This is a genomic window from Cytobacillus praedii, assembly GCF_001439605.1.
GTDB classification, from domain to species: domain Bacteria; phylum Bacillota; class Bacilli; order Bacillales; family Cytobacillaceae; genus Cytobacillus; species Cytobacillus praedii.
On the sequence record NZ_LMBX01000009.1, the window covers coordinates 163,042 to 180,579 of the forward strand.

The window sequence follows — 17,538 nt, forward strand, 5'->3', positions numbered from 1 at the left end:
CGCCCCATATACCTTCGTTTCGGCTTTAGAGAAACTGTCTAGCTGCGAGTGGCAATGGCCAGAGTGCATAAGCTAATTCCTTTCCAAAGGAAAGTACACCTTTTGTAAGGAATTGACTTATGCTCATTGCCAAAGTTGTGTACTCTATGCTTTTCGTATTAAATAGGAGGTGTTTGTCAATGGCAAAATATATTGGAAAGCGCTTACTGTACATGCTCATCTCATTATGGCTGATCATTACAGCGACGTTTTTCTTCATGCGCATTGCACCGGGAAACCCATTTACTTCTGAGAAACAGCTGCCTCCCGAGATTGAAGCCAATCTGAATGCTCACTATGGCTTGGATAAGCCTTGGTACGCACAATACGGGGACTATTTATTAAAGGTAGTGAAATGGGATTTCGGTCCATCATTTAAGTATAAAAGCCAAACAGTTAATGATTTAATTAGTGAAGGGTTTCCTGTTTCATTTATTCTTGGGATGGAAGCGATCCTTCTAGCAGTTGCATTTGGTCTTATTTTAGGGATTATTGCTGCATTAAAGCATAATAAGTGGCAGGATTACACGGCAATGATAATAGCGGTGGCAGGTATTTCCGTTCCATCCTTTATTATGGCAACATTTTTACAATATTTCCTTGCCATTAAAATGGGGATATTCCCAGTGGCACGTTTTGAAACATTTATGCACACCGTTCTGCCTGCATTGGCATTAGCTTCAACACCGATGGCGTTTATTGCTCGTTTAACGCGTTCAAGTATGTTAGAAGTAATGAGCAATGATTATATTAAAACAGCGAAGGCAAAAGGTCTTAGCCAAGGGGTAATTACTGTAAAACACGCGATCCGCAATGCTCTTTTACCTGTTGTAACGTATATGGGGCCATTAACTGCAGGGATTCTAACAGGAAGTTTCGTTATTGAAAGAATCTTTGGTATCCCAGGTTTAGGTGCTCACTTTGTTACGAGTATAACTAACCGTGATTATACGGTTATTATGGGTGTGACAGTGTTCTATAGTATTATATTGCTCGCATCTATTCTCCTTGTTGATATAGCATACGGAATTATCGACCCGCGCATCAAACTTGCTGGTGGGAAGAAAGGAGAGTAAATTATGCAGATTTCGAAAGATAAATTTCAACTTGTTGGTACAAAAATTTCAGAAGCTGAAAAAATTTCCAAACCAAGTCTTTCGTTCTGGAAAGACGTATTTATCCGATTCCGAAAAAACAAGCTTGCTATGTTTGGATTAGTATTATTAGCTATATTAATCTTTATGGCAATCTTTGGACCATATATGACTGAATATGATTATGCAACAAATGATTTAACGAATAAAAACCAAGCACCATCTTCTGAGCACTGGTTTGGTACAGATGACCTTGGTCGTGATGTTTTCGCGCGTACATGGGAAGGTGCACGAATTTCGATCTTTATTGGGGTTGCTGCTGCACTGATCGATTTATTCATCGGTGTATTATGGGGCGGTATCTCAGGTTATAAAGGCGGACGCACGGACGAAATGATGATGCGCTTTGCAGACGTTCTTTACGGAGTTCCTTACCTTCTATTAGTAATCTTATTAATGGTCGTTCTAGGTCAAGGATTAGGAACGATGATTCTTGCTATGACAATTACTGGCTGGATCAATATGGCCCGGATTGTCCGTGGGCAAGTATTATCGTTAAAGAGTCAAGAATATGTACTTGCATCAAAAACACTTGGTGCAAATACAAGCCGAATTATGGCTAAACACTTAATTCCGAATTCAATGGCACCAATTCTTGTTACGATGACGTTAACAATTCCTAATGCTATTTTCACTGAAGCATTTTTAAGTTTTATTGGGTTAGGTTTAACACCTCCGCTTGCAAGCTGGGGAACGATGGCCAATGACGGGTTGCCTGCAATTCGATATTATCCATGGCGTCTATTTTTCCCTGCTATCTTTATCAGTTTAACGATCTTTGCGTTTAATGTTGTTGGAGATGGCTTACGTGACGCATTAGACCCAAGACTTCGCAAATAATTTGAAATGCGAAGGCGGCTAGCACTGGGGCGATATGCTTAAGGAAATTTGGCATGAAGACAATTCTTTAGTCTTCTTGTCAGTTTGACTTAAGATTTCGAGACCCTAGACGCCGTAGCTAGACAAGGGAGTGAGAATATGGAAAAAATACTCGAAGTAAAAGATTTAGAAGTCTCATTCCAAACTTATGGAGGATCAGTAAAAGCGGTTCGTGGTGTAAGCTTTGACCTTCATAAGGGTGAGACACTTGCCATTGTTGGTGAATCAGGGTCTGGTAAGAGTGTGACATCCCAGACAATAATGAAATTAATTCCAATGCCACCTGGCAAAATTACTGGCGGTCAAATTCTTTTCAATGGTGACGATATTGTTCCTAAAACGGAAAAGCAAATGGAAAAAATCCGTGGGAAAGAAATTAGCATGATTTTCCAAGATCCTATGACTTCTTTAAATCCAACGATGAAAATCGGTACACAGATTATGGAAGGCTTAATAAAACATCAAAATATGTCTAAGCAGGCAGCAAAGACACGTGCAGTGGAACTGCTCAATCTTGTTGGGATTCCTATGCCAGAAAGACGTGTCAATCAATACCCGCATGAATTTTCAGGCGGTATGAGACAGCGTGCAATGATTGCGATTGCACTTGCAGCCAATCCTAAACTATTAATTGCCGATGAACCTACAACAGCATTGGACGTTACAATCCAGGCACAAATTCTTGATTTAATGAAAGATTTGCAAAGCAAAATGGATACATCGATTATTTTCATTACTCATGACCTTGGTGTTGTTGCCAACGTTGCTGACCGTGTTGCAGTTATGTATGCGGGACAAATCGTTGAAATGGGTACGGTCGATGAAATTTTCTATGATCCACGCCATCCTTATACATGGGGATTATTAGCTTCCATGCCTAGTTTGGATAATGATAATAAAGCAGAGCTTGCGGCAATTCCTGGCACGCCGCCAGACCTAACAAACCCGCCTAAGGGCGATGCGTTTGCAGCAAGAAATCAATACGCACTTGCGATTGATTTTGAAGAAGAACCGCCAATGTATCAAATTTCTGAAACTCATTTTGCGAAAACTTGGCTTCTTCATCCAGACGCACCAAAGGTTGAACCGCCAGAAGCTGTTAAAAATCGCATGCGTCAATTATCCTCTACATTTGATCAAGCTGTCCTTGTGAAGGAGGGTAAATAATCATGGCTGAAAAATTATTAGAAATTAAGAATTTAAAGCAGCATTTCCATGTTGGCAAAGGAAATACAGTAAAAGCTGTTGATGGAATTACGTTTGATATATATAAAGGTGAAACACTAGGACTTGTAGGAGAATCCGGATGTGGAAAATCTACTACTGGCCGTACGATTATTCGCCTTTACGATGCAACGGATGGTCAAGTCCTTTTCAATGGAGAAGATGTTCATGGAAAAAAATCTGCAAAAGAATTGAAGAAATTCAATCGAAAAATGCAAATGATTTTCCAAGACCCTTATGCATCTCTTAATCCAAGAATGACTGTTGCAGATATTATTGCTGAGGGCATTGATATTCATGGCCTAGCAAAAGATAAGAAAGAACGAATGGAAAAAGTTTATGAACTGTTAGAAACTGTTGGATTAAATAAGGAACATGCCAACCGTTATCCACATGAGTTTTCAGGTGGACAGAGACAGCGTATTGGGATTGCCCGTGCACTAGCTGTTGACCCAGATTTCATTATTGCTGATGAGCCAATATCTGCACTTGATGTGTCCATTCAGGCTCAGGTAGTCAACCTGATGAAAAAACTTCAACGTGAAAAGGGACTAACTTATCTATTTATTGCACATGATCTTTCAATGGTTAAATATATTAGTGATCGTATCGGTGTTATGTATTTCGGAAAGCTAGTTGAACTTGCTTCTGCCGAAGATTTATATAACAACCCAATGCATCCATATACACGTTCATTGTTATCAGCGATTCCACTTCCAGATCCAGATACAGAGCGAACACGCAAGCGTGTATCATATGACCCGAAAGTGCATAATTATAGCGATAATGAACAGATTGAAATGCGTGAAATTGTACCAGGCCACTATGTTTATTGTTCTGAAAAAGAAGCGCAAACTTATAAAGCGCAATATGTAAAATAAAAGAAGCGATCTCTTGAATGAGATCGTTTTTTTTGTCTTACTACAGCTCCAATCTTCTCGCGGTAACAAACAAGCTGGCTAGAAGGTTGAAGAACGGACCTTCCAGCCAGCTTGTTTTATCTTGTCGGGACTGTACAGCTGCCTACACTTTTGATTTTTAGGAATAAAAAAGAGATGCTAAAGGATTGTAGCATCTCCAAACAATTTATTTCCTTTTTCCTCCGACTTGCTTCCAGCCAGACTGAATCTTTAAGGATTGATCGACAAAGACAGAGCCTTTCTTTCCGCTGAAGAGCTTTTCGCCAATCCCGTTTGTAAGAACCCCTAATGTAGCCGTTAATCCAATGATAAGCAGTGCAACAACTGTTAAATCAAATATGTATCCTCCCATGATAAACCCCCATCATTCTATTTTACAGCATAAATCTAGACTAAGAATGTGTACCACTTACTCTTATTGTAGTAGATGTTCCCATGTTTTTAAAGGGGGAAAATCCCGATTGGTGCATTTGATTATGAATTTTTCGTATGTTAAATTAATAAGATGTAAATTACTGACAGAAAAGGAGCAGAAACATGAATTGGTATGAAAAGCTTAATCAATATTTTCCTGTCGAGGAAATGAAATCAAAAGAGCATATGGAGACCCTTTTAAAGGAACGTCCTGACATCTATCGTAAGGATGAAGGTCCTTATCATGTACTCATGTATGCAGAGCTTGAAAATTTTGTTTTCATTGATTACTTATATGTTTCTAAAGAATCACGCGGGCAGGGGCTAGGTCATAAGCTGATAGAAAAGCTTAAGAAAAAGCAAAAACCAATTATCTTGGAAGTGGAGCCTGTTAATTATGAGGATACAGACACGGAAAAAAGGCTGCACTTTTACAAAAGGGAAGGGTTTGAGCATGCGAGTTCAATCGGTTACAGAAGACGTTCTCTCGCAACAAAGGAAATTAATGAAATGGAAATTCTATATTGGGCACCAAACAATGAAAGTGAAGAACTAGTCTTTAGTGCCATGCAAAAAACATATGAAATGATCCATACGTATCGTGATACTCATTTTTATGGCGAATCCTATCAGCCTGTTGATGAAGTATTAACTTTCGAGGAAGATAAAGATACAAATAATATCTTAGATGAAATCTAAGATTGCTGCACAGCTATTCTTTTGAATGGCTGTGTTTTTCATTTATGTAACGTGCAGGAGAAAGTTTAAATTTTTTTATAAAAAAATGAAACTTTTCGTTTCCTCATTCGTCTTATATTATAGGTTTACAAAATGAACATTTGAATCATTATAATGGGACAGCTTCTCGTTAATTGAAAAACATATACCAAACTAGTTGGAATTGGTGTATAATGCTTAATATAAATTACTTATTTAAAGTAATTTTAATTTAAGATTAGCTCGTATGTTCATTAATAAACAAACCAAATTCTATATATTGCGATTTGATACGTCAATAATGAAGGAGTGAAATTGTAAAATGGTCACATTATACACTTCACCAAGTTGTACATCTTGCAGAAAAGCAAAATCATGGCTGGAAGAGCATGATATCCCTTATAAAGAAAGAAATATTTTTTCAGAGCCGCTTTCGATTGAGGAAATTAAAGAAATTCTTCGCATGACTGAAGATGGAACAGATGAAATTATTTCAACACGTTCAAAAATATTTCAAAAACTTGATGTGAATTTAGAAGCAATGCCATTGCAAAATCTTTTTGAGTTAATTAAGGAAAATCCAGGGTTGCTGCGTCGTCCCATCATTCTTGATGAAAAGCGTTTGCAGGTTGGATATAATGAAGATGAAATTAGACGTTTCCTTCCAAGAAAGGTTCGCACATTTCAGCTTCGAGAGGCACAGCGCTTAGTAAATTAATGATAATTAAATACCTTAGCATAATTTACCTAGATTGTGTTCTTAAGTAAAAAGAATTACTTTCTTTCCAGCATAAATTAGGCCTTCTTTCTGCGGATAGAAGGTCTTTTTACTTTTGATAAGTTTTTAATTTGTGAAAGAGCCAAAACTTTGATAAAATACAATAAATTATATGGGCATATAATGGTTTTTATAAAGTTGTGACATTTTCATTCCCTTTATACTCTTTTTGTCATAAAATAAATGTACAAGGTGCAATATCCATTACCTTCTTAAAAAGGGATAACCCTATATCGGAATGAGAATTAACAAACGTATATATGGGGAAATATTCCCTTCAAGTGCTTCTCTATACTGTAGAGGCAGTAACAATTTCCAGAAGGGAGAGTTGCAATATGGAAATCGAACGTATTAACGATCACACAGTTAAATTTTATATTTCTTACGTTGATATAGAAGAACGTGGCTTTGAACGTGATGAGATTTGGTATAATCGTGAACGAAGTGAAGAACTTTTTTGGGAAATGATGGATGAAGTTCATCAAGAAGAAGAATTTTCTGTTGAAGGTCCGCTTTGGATTCAAGTTCAAGCATTGGATAAGGGCTTGGAAATTCTAGTTACAAAAGCACAGCTTTCAAAAGATGGCCAAAAGCTAGAGCTGCCTGTATCTGAAGACAAGTTAAATCATCTACCGGTAGATGAGAGGATTGAAGATCTTCTAGACCAGCATTTCAACCCGGATATGGAAAATAATGAATTAGAGTATGAAGAAAATCTTGATTTTCTTCTTACATTTGCCGACTTTGAGGATCTAATCTCGCTTTCCAAACGTGGTGGTCTAGATGATATTCCTACGAAGTTATATTCTTTTGAAGGCAAATATTATTTACTTGTTGAGTTCTCTGAAGAGGAATTTGAAGAGGAAGATATTGATAACTTATTATCCATTCTATTAGAATATGGTGTTGAAACACAGAGAACCATTCATCTAATTGAAGAATACGGGAATAGAATCATGGATGAAAATGTTTTTGAACAAATAAGAAAGTACTTTTAATTAGAAAAGCCGATTTCAATCTTGAAATCGGGCTTTTTTGCGAAAATAGAGAAAGTTAGAATTATTGATAGTAGGTGCAAAGGGTGAAAAATACGGTAAGAATAGGTTTATTTATCAGCCTTTTAGTTGGATTTATTTTTGTGTATGAACTTTATGTAAATCCATCAGGCGGGTATTTAGGGTATATAAGTTTATTAATGTCGATGTCGGTCATTTTTATTGGGTTTGTCATCTTCCTCGAAAATCGGCATCCCGCACAAACTTTAACCTGGTTAGTTGTTTTAGGAAGTTTTCCGTTAGTCGGATTTATCTTTTATCTTTTATTCGGACGAAATTATAAAAAAGAGAAAATGTTTAGACAGAAGTATATTCTTGATAAGCAGGCATTTTTACGATTTGAAGGCGAACATGATCCAATTAATGAAGAAAAAATTAAACAAATGGCTGATCATCAGCGAAAATTGTTCTATCTGGCACAGAACTTAGGACATAGTCCTATTTCATTCGCAACCCAAACTAAGGTGCTTACAAATGGGGATGAAACGTTTGGAGAAATATTGGATGCATTAAAAAGTGCCACTCACCATATCCATTTGGAATATTATATCGTCCGTCATGATCATATTGGACAAGAAATAAAGGAGATCCTCATTCAAAAGGTAAAAGAAGGGGTAAAAGTAAGATTCCTATTTGATGCAGTTGGGTCCTTACAATTATCCAAAAAATATATTTCTGAATTAAGGCAGGCTGGAGTAGAAATGATTCCATTTGGACCAGTCCGATTGCCTTTCCTAAATAGTAAGATTAATTTCCGCAATCATCGTAAAATCATCGTGATCGATGGCAGTATAGGCTTTGTTGGCGGACTGAATATCGGAGATGAATATCTAGGCCGTGTGGAGAGCTTTGGTTTCTGGCGCGATACACATATGATGATGAAGGGGGAGGCTGTTAGAAGCCTTCAATTGATTTTTCTTCAGGATTGGTATTATATGACGAATCAAAATATACTTTCTGCAGACTATTTATCACCTATATTAGAAGAGAATATTCATGGTGGAGTCCAATTGATTGCTGGGGGCCCAGACAATGAATGGAGTGTCATCAAAAATATTTTCTTTTCCATGATAACATCCGCAGAAAAATCAGTTTGGATTGCTTCTCCATATTTTATACCGGATGAAGATATTTTTTCTGCGTTAAAGGTAGCTGCTCTAAGTGGAATAGATGTTCGGCTTCTAATGCCGCAAAGACCGGATAAGAAAATTGTTTTCTATGCGTCAAGATCTTATTTTCCTGAACTGCTTGAAGCTGGCGTGAAAATCTATGAATATAAAAAAGGCTTTATGCATAGCAAAATTGTTATTGTTGATGAGGAATTGGCATCTATTGGAACATCAAATATGGATATGAGAAGTTTTCATTTGAACTTTGAAGTAAATGCGTTTTTGTATCGAACAAGAAGTACCCAAAAGCTTGTAAAAGAATATATGAATGACTTAAAATCTTCAAGAAAAATAGATATTAATAAATTTAGGCGAAGACATATTGGATATCGTATGATTGAATCCACATCAAGATTGCTATCACCATTTTTATAGAACCTAGTCCTATTTGGGCTAGTTTTTTTATTATTTAAAGGGATTTGTCCTTTCTCGTCGAATTATTGAATTGATAGAAGAAAGGAGATGAGAACTTGCTTGTTTCAAAAACAAAGCATGGCGGAAGGGTTAGCTTAGCTGAGAAGCATAATAAAGAAAAGTTAAAGGAATTAAGATGTATGGAGAATTTCTATTGTCCCGTTTGTGATGAACAGGTAATTTTAAAAGTCGGTTCGAAACGAATTCCCCATTTTGCTCATAAAGCTGGAAGCGTATGCGCTGACAGCTATGAGAGAGAATCAGACTATCATTTAAGAGGAAAAATTCTCTTATATAATTGGCTGGATTCTTTGGGTTTGAAACCCATACTTGAAGCTTACTATCATGAAATTTCCCAGCGGCCCGATATCAGTTTTGTTTATGGGGATATCCAATATGCGATCGAATACCAGTGTTCAGTTATTCCAGAAGAATTATTTATGAAAAGGACAACCAATTATTTTCGAGCAAACATAACTCCGATTTGGATCATGGCGGGGAAAAATATAAAACGAAAAGGAAGCAATAAAGCAGCGTTATCTAGTTTTGATTACTTATTTCTCTCTAAATATTCCTCAGAGCATTGGCATATTCCATCCTTCTGTCCTGATACTAATACCCTCATTACCTTACATTCCATTCTTCCTGTTACAGTTAAAAATGTTATTACGAGATATTCGATGATTCATCTGGAAAAGGCACAATTGATCGATTTGCTGAATCCAAGCGGAAAGCAGCTTGTCAGTTTAAATGAATGGCAAATTGAAATTAGAAAGGAAAAAAATCTAAGTCCCCTTTATGGAACCCCCAACAACAAATTTCTCTCTGAATTATATAGACATTCCCTTATCCCTTCGCTTTTACCGCCAGAAATTGGCCTGCCGGTTTCCTATGCACCTTTTATTGAAACATCTGCCCTGAAGTGGCAAAGCTATTTATTAATGGATCTTTTTTACAATAAGCGACTATTTTCAATGAAGGACGTTTTTCAAGCTTTTAGAAAAAGAGTGCAAAAAGGGGATATCCAAATTAGAAGACTGCCTCTAGTTAAAGAGGGCAATGAATTAGCGGCTGTTAAAGAATATATTGGCCTCCTTGTTAAAGTGAATTTTTTGATAATGGTTGATGATAATTATTTTCAAGTTGCCAGGAAGCGATATATAAAAAATAATGTGGAACAGGAAAAAATAGAAATGGAATTTTATCAGAAATATGGAAAAATGATCGGTAAACTGTTAAATAAGATACAATAATTGAAATCGTCTATTTTGAATACAATAGGAGGAGGTGAATTTCTATCAAAAGGAGGATTTTGCAGGTTAAGATAGAAATATTAAAGTATGTTTTTTTCGAATAACGAAATATTGAATGGAGGATAAGAAAATGACTAATGAAACAGCAGTTAAAAAGCTTCCGAACAGAAGTGAAATTTCTGTAGAGGATACATGGAGGCTGGAGGATATTTTTGCTAGTGATGAAGCATGGGATAAGGAATACAAGGAAGTAGAGGCGCTAGTTCCAGAAGCAAGCAAGTATCAGGGGAAACTTGGCGAAAGTGCAGATGAATTGTATGAAGCCCTTCAGTATCAGGATCACTTATTAGAACGTCTTTCTAAGCTTTATACATATGCACATATGCGCTATGACCAAGATACAACAAACTCCTTTTATCAGGGGATGGATGACCGAATTAAAGGGTTGTACTCTCAAGCAGCTAGCAGTTTAGCCTATATTGTTCCAGAACTTCTTGCTGTGGAAGAGGAGAAAATTAATTCCTTTTTAGATGAAAAGGAAGCACTGAAAGTTTACAAGCACTCTTTGGAAGAAATCAATCTGCAGCGTCCGCATGTTTTATCAGCTGAGGCAGAAAGCTTGCTTGCTCAAGCTTCTGAAGTATTCGGTGCATCAAGCAATACGTTTGGAATGCTAAATAATGCAGATCTTGAGTTCCCGTCCATTACAGATGAAAATGGGGAGAATGTTGAGATTACTCATGGCCGCTATATCCGTTTTCTAGAAAGCGATGACCAGCGTGTAAGGCATGATGCGTTCAAAGCAGTCTATGACACTTACGGCAAGTTCCGTAATACTTTTGCAAGTACATTAAGCGGAAATGTGAAAACAAATAATTTTAATGCGAAAGTTAGAAATTATGATTCTGCACGTCATGCCGCACTAGCAGCTAATAATATTCCTGAATCGGTCTATGATAATCTTGTTAAAACAGTGAACGATAATCTGCACTTATTACACCGCTATGTCAAACTTCGTAAGAAAGTGCTCGGTTTAGAAGAGCTCCATATGTATGACCTCTATACACCTCTTGTAAAAGATGTGAAGATGGAAGTGACATATAATGAAGCAAAGGATTTAATACTAAAAGGATTAGCGCCTCTAGGAGAAGACTATTTAAATGTTCTCAAAGAAGGCTTTGACAATCGATGGGTGGATATCCATGAAAATAAAGGGAAGCGAAGCGGTGCCTATTCTTCAGGAACATACGGAACAAATCCATATATCTTGATGAACTGGCAAGACAATGTGAACAATCTGTTTACACTAGCACATGAATTTGGGCATTCCGTGCATAGTTACTATACAAGAAAATCCCAGCCATACCCGTATGGAAACTATTCCATTTTTGTAGCAGAGGTTGCTTCCACATGTAATGAATCACTGTTAAATGATTATTTGCTTAAAACGATCGATGATGAGAAGAAGCGTTTATTCCTGCTAAATCATTATTTGGAAGGCTTTAGAGGAACTGTATTCCGTCAAACGATGTTTGCAGAATTTGAGCATCTCATTTATCAGAAGGTACAAAACAATGAAGCGTTAACTGCTGAAACATTGACTAAGGAATATTATGAGTTGAATAAGAAGTATTTTGGAGAAGAAGATCTTATTATAGATGAAGAAATTGGATTAGAGTGGTCCAGAATTCCACATTTTTATTACAATTACTATGTTTATCAATATGCAACTGGTTTCAGTGCAGCAACAGCACTAAGCAAACAAATTTTAGAAGAAGGCAAACCAGCTGTGGAGCGGTATATTGACTTCTTAAAAGCAGGAAGCTCTGATTACCCAATTGAGGTATTAAAGAAAGCCGGAGTAGACATGACAAGCTCAAAACCAATTGAAGATGCTTGTAAAGTATTTGAGGAAAAACTAATTGAAATGGAAAGCCTGCTTGGTTAATTAGAGAAAGGAGAACGGATTCGGTCCGTTCTCCTTTCCTGTTAAAATCCTTTAAACTTTTTACGGTCATTCATAAAAGTAATGAAAATAAATACAGATAAAAAAAGGATTGGTGAACTAATATAAATTGGAAATAATTTCATGAGGCCAAGAATATTAAGTACAAAGGAGAAAAGGATAAATAGTATCATCATGGCAATCGTCAGCTTTTTCATTTTCACTTACACTCTTCCTCCCAAAATTGAAGTGTCTTGTTTAATGACATTGTATGCGCTTGTCCATGATTTATTCGATGGATATGACAATCTTGTGAAGAAACACACAAACTTATTGTCGATGAAAATTTTAAATGATATAGTAATGACATGAAGTTGATCACAAACAAACATTAACCCCTTTGTTTGGGCCGTGAAAAATTTCTCCCATCCCCTTTGTTCGATAAAACAAGAAAAGACCATGCTGACGAAAGCATGGTCTTTTCTAAAGCTATTAAATATATTTTAGATTTCTAAGTCAGAGTGATTTAGTTCATTGTACTTCCAAAACATTCCATATTTAACAGGGATTTGTTCAACAACTTGTTTTAATTGCAGCTTCTTCATTTCTTTTTCCACTTCATTGACTGTTAGGTTATATACTACAGCAATCTCCTGTGATGCGACGAACTTAAAATACTGTAAAAATACCTCTAATGGTGGAAGAACAGATCTTTCCGGCTTCTTCATTAACATTTCCTCTAAGATTTGTTCATACACTTCGTATGGGTAATTTCCAGTAATCTTAATTCCTTCTTCCTCAATATGTTCATTAAAGAAGACAAGAGTAGGTATCTCCTGAACCTCCATTTCGGTAGTGATTTTGAAATCACATTGGAGGGCTCTCGCTGCACTCTCTGAATGAACATCAGAAATAAATTCATCGACATCAAGTCCAACTGTTTTCGCACATTTTGTTAAAATTTCCAGGCTTGAAACATTTTGCTTTTCCAAAAATAAAACCTCTTGCAGCTTTCGTAAAAAACGAATACCGGCTCTTCTTCCTTGAAGTTCAGCCGCTTTAATCGCAATGGAGGCAAGATGAGGAGACGAAATTGGATTCTCAAGCCAAAGATTGCCATCACACGACATTCCTGAACGGCTCGCAGTTTTTTCCCAAAGATCAGCCATGCTCTCAAAGTTTTGCTTTCTTGCCATATTTAACGTCGCTAACCTGCCGCTTAATACATGCTTGATGGAAAAGTAACGGCCATATTCAATCATTAGTTTTTTTATGATTGGTTCAAGTGCCCAGCACTCTGGACAAAGAGGATCAATGAACATGTACAATTCAAGCGGCTTCTTCTCACTGCCATGGCAATGAGGAGATGGCGGTTTAGATTTGAATGATTCTTGATTGTTCACAAGTTCTCACCTTTCATCATATCGTTTTCAGATGTATTAACCATATGCTGTGCAGTTAAAAAGAGTCGTGCATAAAAGTCTTCTCTTATAGATCCAAAGAGTTCAACTTCATCCATAGCTTCATTCATGCATGACAGCCATGCTTTCGCCCTCGTTTCAGTAATTTCAAAAGGCATGTGTCTGGCACGGAGCATAGGATGTCCATGTTCAGTTGTATATAATGGGGGGCCGCCCAAATATTGAGTTAAGAATTGCTTTTGTTTTCTAGCTGTTTCTGTTAGATCATTAGGGAAAATGGGAATGAGATCTGGGTGTTGACCAACACGATAATAAAAAGCCTCGACAAGCTGGTTAAGCTTATCTTCGCCAATTAAATCGAAAGGTGTATTCATTTTTTCGACCATACTAATACTCCTTTTTATGGAATGCAAGAGATTCCATACCTCTGTTGAATTACCTTTATTTTATCAATGAGTGCTTTATATCTCAAATAAATAGCTTACAAAGGGAATTAATACAAATATTTAAAAAGAGTATAGGGTTTTGATAGCGTTCTTTACATACAAAAACCGTCTACTTTTTAGACGGTTTTTGTATGTAATTTATTTATGCAAGGAAGCTTGTTTTAATTTTTTGTACATAATTTTGAGTTTCTTTAAATGGAGGGATTCCCCCAAATTTATCTACATTACCCGGTCCAGCATTATAGGCAGCCAGTGCTAATTCAATATTCTCATCATATTTATTTAACATTTGGCGCAAATACTTGGCACCGCCAAATACATTTTCCTGTGGGTCAAAGACATTTTTGACACCTAAACCTCTTGCTGTTTCAGGCATTAATTGCATAAGACCAGATGCACCAGCATAGCTTACGGCATTTGGGTTAAAGTTTGATTCCTGCTTAATGACTGAATGGAGCAGTTTTTCTGGGATATTATAATGAGCTGCAGCCTTTTCAATGATTTCATTAAAGTCCTTATTAGACCCTGAAAATTTGGTTAGATTAACAGGTGGTAATACTGTACCTGCAATGGGAGAAACAGGTGTATTCAAATAGGACTGTAATTGTGTGACTGCTCCTTGCTGATTGTTAGTTGAGTTAGCAGAAGACAGGCTCGAATCTGATAAAAGTTCAGTAAGTAAATCTTGAAACATTGAATTTGTATCTGAACCTGATTGGGAACTATTAAACCCCTTCAATGCTTGTAATTCAAGCATGACTTTCAATTGCTCGACGTTCATAAAATACTTTCTCCTTTATCGCAGATAACTGGCTGCAGGACCCAATTCAAGAAGTTGAACTACATGGAGTTCAACTTCTTGAATTGTCCAATTGTTCAACCGCCTATCAGTGGGGGAAAAATCCCACTGATTAAAGTTTCCCTTTATCAATCGTTATGCTGCATATACTTTATGTTATAAAAACGTTTAATTTTGTTTTCTGTCTTTCGTACAGGAATTTCTAATTGTTCCAGAAGGGCAGAGAATTTCTTCTGACCATCATTTCTGTTGCTTACTTCATATTCTAACTCAAAATCTTCTATATTTAAATAGAAACTATTGTCTATTACGATTAGTCCATTCTCATATTCCACTTCAGCTCTTTTTGTTGATAATGAACCAAAATATTGAATCCTGTCTGGATCGATATTCATTTTTTTGATTAGTCCTTTAATAGTCTCATTTCGGATCGTTCCTGTTTCAAATATCTTTTCTGCAGCTAATGGTTCAAGTGATTCATTTGTTTCTAAAAGAGCATCCTGATAGGGCTGTTTTAATGTAAGTTCATATTTCTCTCCTTTTTTTCGGATACGAAGGGCTGAACCTTGTTCTTTTAAAGCAAAATCAGGTGTATCAAAATAATGATTTTCCTGTGTGAAAAAGTCAGTGTCCTTCAATTTAAAATGGTTTACTAACTTTTCGAATTCTTGTTTTGTAAGTAAGTTTTTAAATTCTATTTCAATATTTTGAGACAAAAATTATTCATCCTTTCAATCAGTCATCATCTTATTATCGCTTTCTTCTCATTTATCATCAATTTTTTTTTAGATTATTTCTCGGCGTGTGATAGAATAATAAAAGAGTTTGGAGGTAGAAAAAATGAAAAAGAAAATTAAAATAATGAACGCTGAATGGAATAATAACGAGGAATTGATATTGCAAGTTGAAGAAGGGGCTTCGATTTTGGAAATGAAGCCAATGGGTCAAATGCTTGTTGATTCCGACCAATTGTCTTTTATATATGTTGTTGACAAGGATGACGACTATACCTATATTTCCATCCCTGAGTCGACATGGCCAAAGCTTAAAAACGCGCTTGAGAATTCTGCAGAAGTATACATAACTGACCAAAAAGACCAGACGCTTTTAACCGATTTTCACGAGGAATTAAGCTACTTAATTGAGAATATTAAAGGGAACAGCAATTATGGGGAAGCAATGGTAGAAAAAGTCGAAGCCCTTTTTGTATAAAATTTTAGATCATCCACCCAAGCCTAATTTTTCAGGCTATCTTACATAAATATAAAATGGATAAGGTGGTGTGCTTTACATATGAAGAATTGGGATCAATTTTTAAGTCCATATAAGCAAGCGGTAGAAGAATTGAAGGTAAAGCTAAAAGGCATGAGAAAGCAGTATGAGCAAGCATCATCTCATTCACCGATTGAATTTGTTACTGGCAGAGTGAAGCCAATCGCTAGTATTTTAGATAAAGCCAATCAAAAAGGGATTCCTTTGGACAAATTGGAAACAGAAATGCAGGATATAGCAGGGCTGCGAATGATGTGCCAGTTTGTTGATGATATTAAGCGGGTCGTCGAACTGCTAAGAAATAGAAATGACTTTGAAATTGTTGAAGAAAGAGATTACATATCCCATAAAAAGGTGAGCGGCTACCGTTCTTACCATGTTGTTATACGTTATCCTGTCCAGACGATTAATGGGGAGAAGAAGATTCTTGCTGAAATTCAAATCCGCACATTAGCAATGAATTTTTGGGCAACAATTGAGCATTCCTTAAATTACAAATATAAGGGGCAGTTCCCAGAGGACATTAAAATGAGACTGCAGCGTGCAGCAGAAGCAGCTTTCAGGCTCGATGAGGAGATGTCTCTTATCCGAGGGGAAATCCAGGATGCTCAGGCGTTTTTTACTAAGAAAAAAGAACAGCAGGAAAATACTTAATATTCGAAGGGTCATTTGCATTTCTAATATAGAGGAGCATGATACGAATGAAATTTGCTATTACATCGAAAGGTGATACTAAATCGAATACGCTCATGCATAAAATGAAAACGTACTTATTAGATTTTGATCTAATATACGATGAAGAGCAGCCCGATATAGTTATCTCAGTTGGCGGAGACGGTACACTGCTGTATGCGTTCCACCGTTATACGGGACGTCTTGACAAAACTGCATTTGTTGGCGTTCATACAGGTCATTTAGGATTTTATGCAGATTGGGTTCCAGAGGAAATCGAAAAGCTTGTCATCGCAATTGCGAAAACACCTTTTCAGGTGATCGAATATCCGTTAGTTGAGGTAATTATCCGCTATCAAAATGGTGGCCGGGAAACACGCTTTCTTGGATTGAATGAGGCTACAGTAAAGGCTGTTGATGCGACACTCGTTATGGATGTTGATATTCGCGGTCAGCACTTTGAGAGGTTTAGAGGAGACGGATTATGTGTTTCAACACCTTCAGGGAGTACTGCCTATAATAAGGCGCTGGGCGGTGCCATTTTGCATCCTTCAATACCGGCAATTCAGCTTGCGGAAATGGCTTCAATCAATAATAAGGTTTTCCGGACAGTTGGCTCTCCTCTCGTCCTTCCAGCGCATCATACCTGTACGCTGAAACCAGTAAATGCACCAGACTTTTTAATTGCTGTTGACCATTTAACTATGCTCCATAAAGATGTGAAGTCCATTCAATTTCGAGTAGCTGATGAAAAAATTCGCTTCGCACGCTTCCGGCCATTTCCGTTCTGGAAAAGGGTTCATGACTCGTTTGTTGCAGACTAAAGGAAAAGCTGAAGACGCCCGATTATCGGCGACAAGCATAAGACGGATCGGCAGGAAGGTTTGTACTTCAACCTTCTGCCGAGATGACTTATGACCTCGAGCCGATGGCGTCTGGAGCTAGACAAGGAAAAGCGGAAGACGCC

Annotated in this window: 19 protein-coding genes; 13 read left to right on the forward strand and 6 right to left on the reverse strand. The window is 36.9% G+C overall.

Annotated elements, in window-relative coordinates:
* The first annotated feature begins 179 nt into the window (after nt 1-179).
* The 4 genes from ASU02_RS12060 to ASU02_RS12075 all read left to right on the forward strand — a co-directional run bounded on the left by ASU02_RS12060 (nt 180) and on the right by ASU02_RS12075 (nt 4,177).
* Complete coding sequence (locus ASU02_RS12060) at nt 180-1,115, forward strand: ABC transporter permease (RefSeq protein ID WP_057763877.1); 936 nt, start codon at nt 180-182, stop codon at nt 1,113-1,115.
* The gene (locus ASU02_RS12065; RefSeq protein ID WP_057763879.1) at nt 1,116-2,033 is read left to right on the forward strand and encodes an ABC transporter permease; all 918 of its coding nucleotides are present in this window, start codon (nt 1,116-1,118) and stop codon (nt 2,031-2,033) included.
* 138 nt (nt 2,034-2,171) lie between these two features.
* On the forward strand, nt 2,172-3,239 hold the full coding sequence (locus tag ASU02_RS12070) for an ABC transporter ATP-binding protein (protein ID WP_057763881.1): 1,068 nt from the start codon (nt 2,172-2,174) through the stop codon (nt 3,237-3,239).
* Between the two features lie 2 nt (nt 3,240-3,241).
* On the forward strand, nt 3,242-4,177 hold the full coding sequence (locus tag ASU02_RS12075) for an ABC transporter ATP-binding protein (RefSeq protein WP_057763883.1): 936 nt from the start codon (nt 3,242-3,244) through the stop codon (nt 4,175-4,177).
* Between the two features lie 205 nt (nt 4,178-4,382).
* Here the strand turns inward: ASU02_RS12075 and ASU02_RS12080 are convergent, their stop codons facing one another.
* Nucleotides 4,383-4,568, reverse strand: coding sequence for a hypothetical protein (locus ASU02_RS12080; protein WP_057763885.1), 186 nt, complete (start codon nt 4,566-4,568; stop codon nt 4,383-4,385).
* A 185-nt stretch (nt 4,569-4,753) separates the two neighbouring features.
* On the opposite strand from ASU02_RS12080, the gene ASU02_RS12085 reads away from it, so the two are divergent.
* The 6 genes from ASU02_RS12085 to pepF all read left to right on the forward strand — a co-directional run bounded on the left by ASU02_RS12085 (nt 4,754) and on the right by pepF (nt 11,964).
* Nucleotides 4,754-5,329 carry a GNAT family N-acetyltransferase gene (locus ASU02_RS12085; RefSeq protein WP_057763887.1) on the forward strand — a complete coding sequence of 192 codons (576 nt, stop codon included), beginning with the start codon at nt 4,754-4,756 and terminating at the stop codon, nt 5,327-5,329.
* Between the two features lie 340 nt (nt 5,330-5,669).
* Nucleotides 5,670-6,065 carry a transcriptional regulator SpxA gene (gene spxA / locus ASU02_RS12090; RefSeq protein ID WP_053475258.1) on the forward strand — a complete coding sequence of 132 codons (396 nt, stop codon included), beginning with the start codon at nt 5,670-5,672 and terminating at the stop codon, nt 6,063-6,065.
* Between the two features lie 395 nt (nt 6,066-6,460).
* Nucleotides 6,461-7,123, forward strand: a complete 663-nt coding sequence (gene mecA / locus ASU02_RS12095) for an adaptor protein MecA (protein WP_057763889.1) — start codon at nt 6,461-6,463, stop codon at nt 7,121-7,123.
* Between the two features lie 83 nt (nt 7,124-7,206).
* On the forward strand, nt 7,207-8,724 hold the full coding sequence (gene cls, locus ASU02_RS12100; protein ID WP_057763891.1) for a cardiolipin synthase: 1,518 nt from the start codon (nt 7,207-7,209) through the stop codon (nt 8,722-8,724).
* A 95-nt stretch (nt 8,725-8,819) separates the two neighbouring features.
* Entirely contained in the window at nt 8,820-10,016 is a 1,197-nt protein-coding gene (locus ASU02_RS12105; RefSeq protein ID WP_057763893.1) for a competence protein CoiA, read from the forward strand.
* Nucleotides 10,017-10,146: 130 nt separating this feature from the next.
* Nucleotides 10,147-11,964, forward strand: a complete 1,818-nt coding sequence (gene pepF, locus ASU02_RS12110) for an oligoendopeptidase F (RefSeq protein ID WP_057763895.1) — start codon at nt 10,147-10,149, stop codon at nt 11,962-11,964.
* Between the two features lie 41 nt (nt 11,965-12,005).
* Here pepF and ASU02_RS12115 read toward each other — a convergent pair whose 3' ends face one another.
* From ASU02_RS12115 to ASU02_RS12135, 5 genes are all read right to left on the reverse strand, one after another.
* Nucleotides 12,006-12,185 carry a hypothetical protein gene (locus ASU02_RS12115; RefSeq protein WP_057763896.1) on the reverse strand — a complete coding sequence of 60 codons (180 nt, stop codon included), beginning with the start codon at nt 12,183-12,185 and terminating at the stop codon, nt 12,006-12,008.
* A 279-nt stretch (nt 12,186-12,464) separates the two neighbouring features.
* On the reverse strand, nt 12,465-13,364 hold the full coding sequence (locus tag ASU02_RS12120) for a ClpXP adapter SpxH family protein (protein WP_057763899.1): 900 nt from the start codon (nt 13,362-13,364) through the stop codon (nt 12,465-12,467).
* Nucleotides 13,361-13,768 carry a globin domain-containing protein gene (locus tag ASU02_RS12125; RefSeq protein WP_057763900.1) on the reverse strand — a complete coding sequence of 136 codons (408 nt, stop codon included), beginning with the start codon at nt 13,766-13,768 and terminating at the stop codon, nt 13,361-13,363. Before ASU02_RS12125 ends, ASU02_RS12120 begins: the two co-directional genes overlap by 4 nt.
* 202 nt (nt 13,769-13,970) lie before the next feature.
* The gene (locus ASU02_RS12130; protein ID WP_057763901.1) at nt 13,971-14,609 is read right to left on the reverse strand and encodes a lytic transglycosylase domain-containing protein; all 639 of its coding nucleotides are present in this window, start codon (nt 14,607-14,609) and stop codon (nt 13,971-13,973) included.
* 146 nt (nt 14,610-14,755) lie between these two features.
* Nucleotides 14,756-15,343 carry a CYTH domain-containing protein gene (locus ASU02_RS12135; RefSeq protein WP_057763902.1) on the reverse strand — a complete coding sequence of 196 codons (588 nt, stop codon included), beginning with the start codon at nt 15,341-15,343 and terminating at the stop codon, nt 14,756-14,758.
* A gap of 124 nt (nt 15,344-15,467) precedes the next feature.
* Between ASU02_RS12135 and ASU02_RS12140 the strand changes: the two genes are divergently transcribed.
* The 3 genes from ASU02_RS12140 to ASU02_RS12150 all read left to right on the forward strand — a co-directional run bounded on the left by ASU02_RS12140 (nt 15,468) and on the right by ASU02_RS12150 (nt 17,395).
* A complete protein-coding gene (locus ASU02_RS12140; RefSeq protein WP_057763903.1) occupies nt 15,468-15,839 on the forward strand; it encodes a UPF0738 family protein in 372 nt (123 codons plus the stop codon).
* Between the two features lie 81 nt (nt 15,840-15,920).
* On the forward strand, nt 15,921-16,553 hold the full coding sequence (locus ASU02_RS12145; RefSeq protein ID WP_057763905.1) for a GTP pyrophosphokinase: 633 nt from the start codon (nt 15,921-15,923) through the stop codon (nt 16,551-16,553).
* A gap of 47 nt (nt 16,554-16,600) precedes the next feature.
* On the forward strand, nt 16,601-17,395 hold the full coding sequence (locus tag ASU02_RS12150) for an NAD kinase (RefSeq protein WP_053475270.1): 795 nt from the start codon (nt 16,601-16,603) through the stop codon (nt 17,393-17,395).
* The last annotated feature ends 143 nt before the right edge of the window (nt 17,396-17,538 follow it).

Excerpts from the sequence above, each read along its gene's own strand:
- spxA (WP_053475258.1), top strand. The coding sequence starts at position 5,670 with ATGGTCACATTATACACTTCACCAAGTTGTACATCTTGCAGAAAAGCA.
- ASU02_RS12075 (WP_057763883.1), top strand. The coding sequence starts at position 3,242 with ATGGCTGAAAAATTATTAGAAATTAAGAATTTAAAGCAGCATTTCCAT.
- ASU02_RS12140 (WP_057763903.1), top strand. The coding sequence starts at position 15,468 with ATGAAAAAGAAAATTAAAATAATGAACGCTGAATGGAATAATAACGAG.
- ASU02_RS12070 (WP_057763881.1), top strand. The coding sequence starts at position 2,172 with ATGGAAAAAATACTCGAAGTAAAAGATTTAGAAGTCTCATTCCAAACT.
- ASU02_RS12145 (WP_057763905.1), top strand. The coding sequence starts at position 15,921 with ATGAAGAATTGGGATCAATTTTTAAGTCCATATAAGCAAGCGGTAGAA.
- mecA (WP_057763889.1), top strand. The coding sequence starts at position 6,461 with ATGGAAATCGAACGTATTAACGATCACACAGTTAAATTTTATATTTCT.
- pepF (WP_057763895.1), top strand. The coding sequence starts at position 10,147 with ATGACTAATGAAACAGCAGTTAAAAAGCTTCCGAACAGAAGTGAAATT.
- ASU02_RS12150 (WP_053475270.1), top strand. The coding sequence starts at position 16,601 with ATGAAATTTGCTATTACATCGAAAGGTGATACTAAATCGAATACGCTC.
- ASU02_RS12080 (WP_057763885.1), bottom strand. The coding sequence starts at position 4,568 with ATGGGAGGATACATATTTGATTTAACAGTTGTTGCACTGCTTATCATT.
- ASU02_RS12130 (WP_057763901.1), bottom strand. The coding sequence starts at position 14,609 with ATGAACGTCGAGCAATTGAAAGTCATGCTTGAATTACAAGCATTGAAG.
- ASU02_RS12085 (WP_057763887.1), top strand. The coding sequence starts at position 4,754 with ATGAATTGGTATGAAAAGCTTAATCAATATTTTCCTGTCGAGGAAATG.
- ASU02_RS12125 (WP_057763900.1), bottom strand. The coding sequence starts at position 13,768 with ATGGTCGAAAAAATGAATACACCTTTCGATTTAATTGGCGAAGATAAG.
- ASU02_RS12060 (WP_057763877.1), top strand. The coding sequence starts at position 180 with ATGGCAAAATATATTGGAAAGCGCTTACTGTACATGCTCATCTCATTA.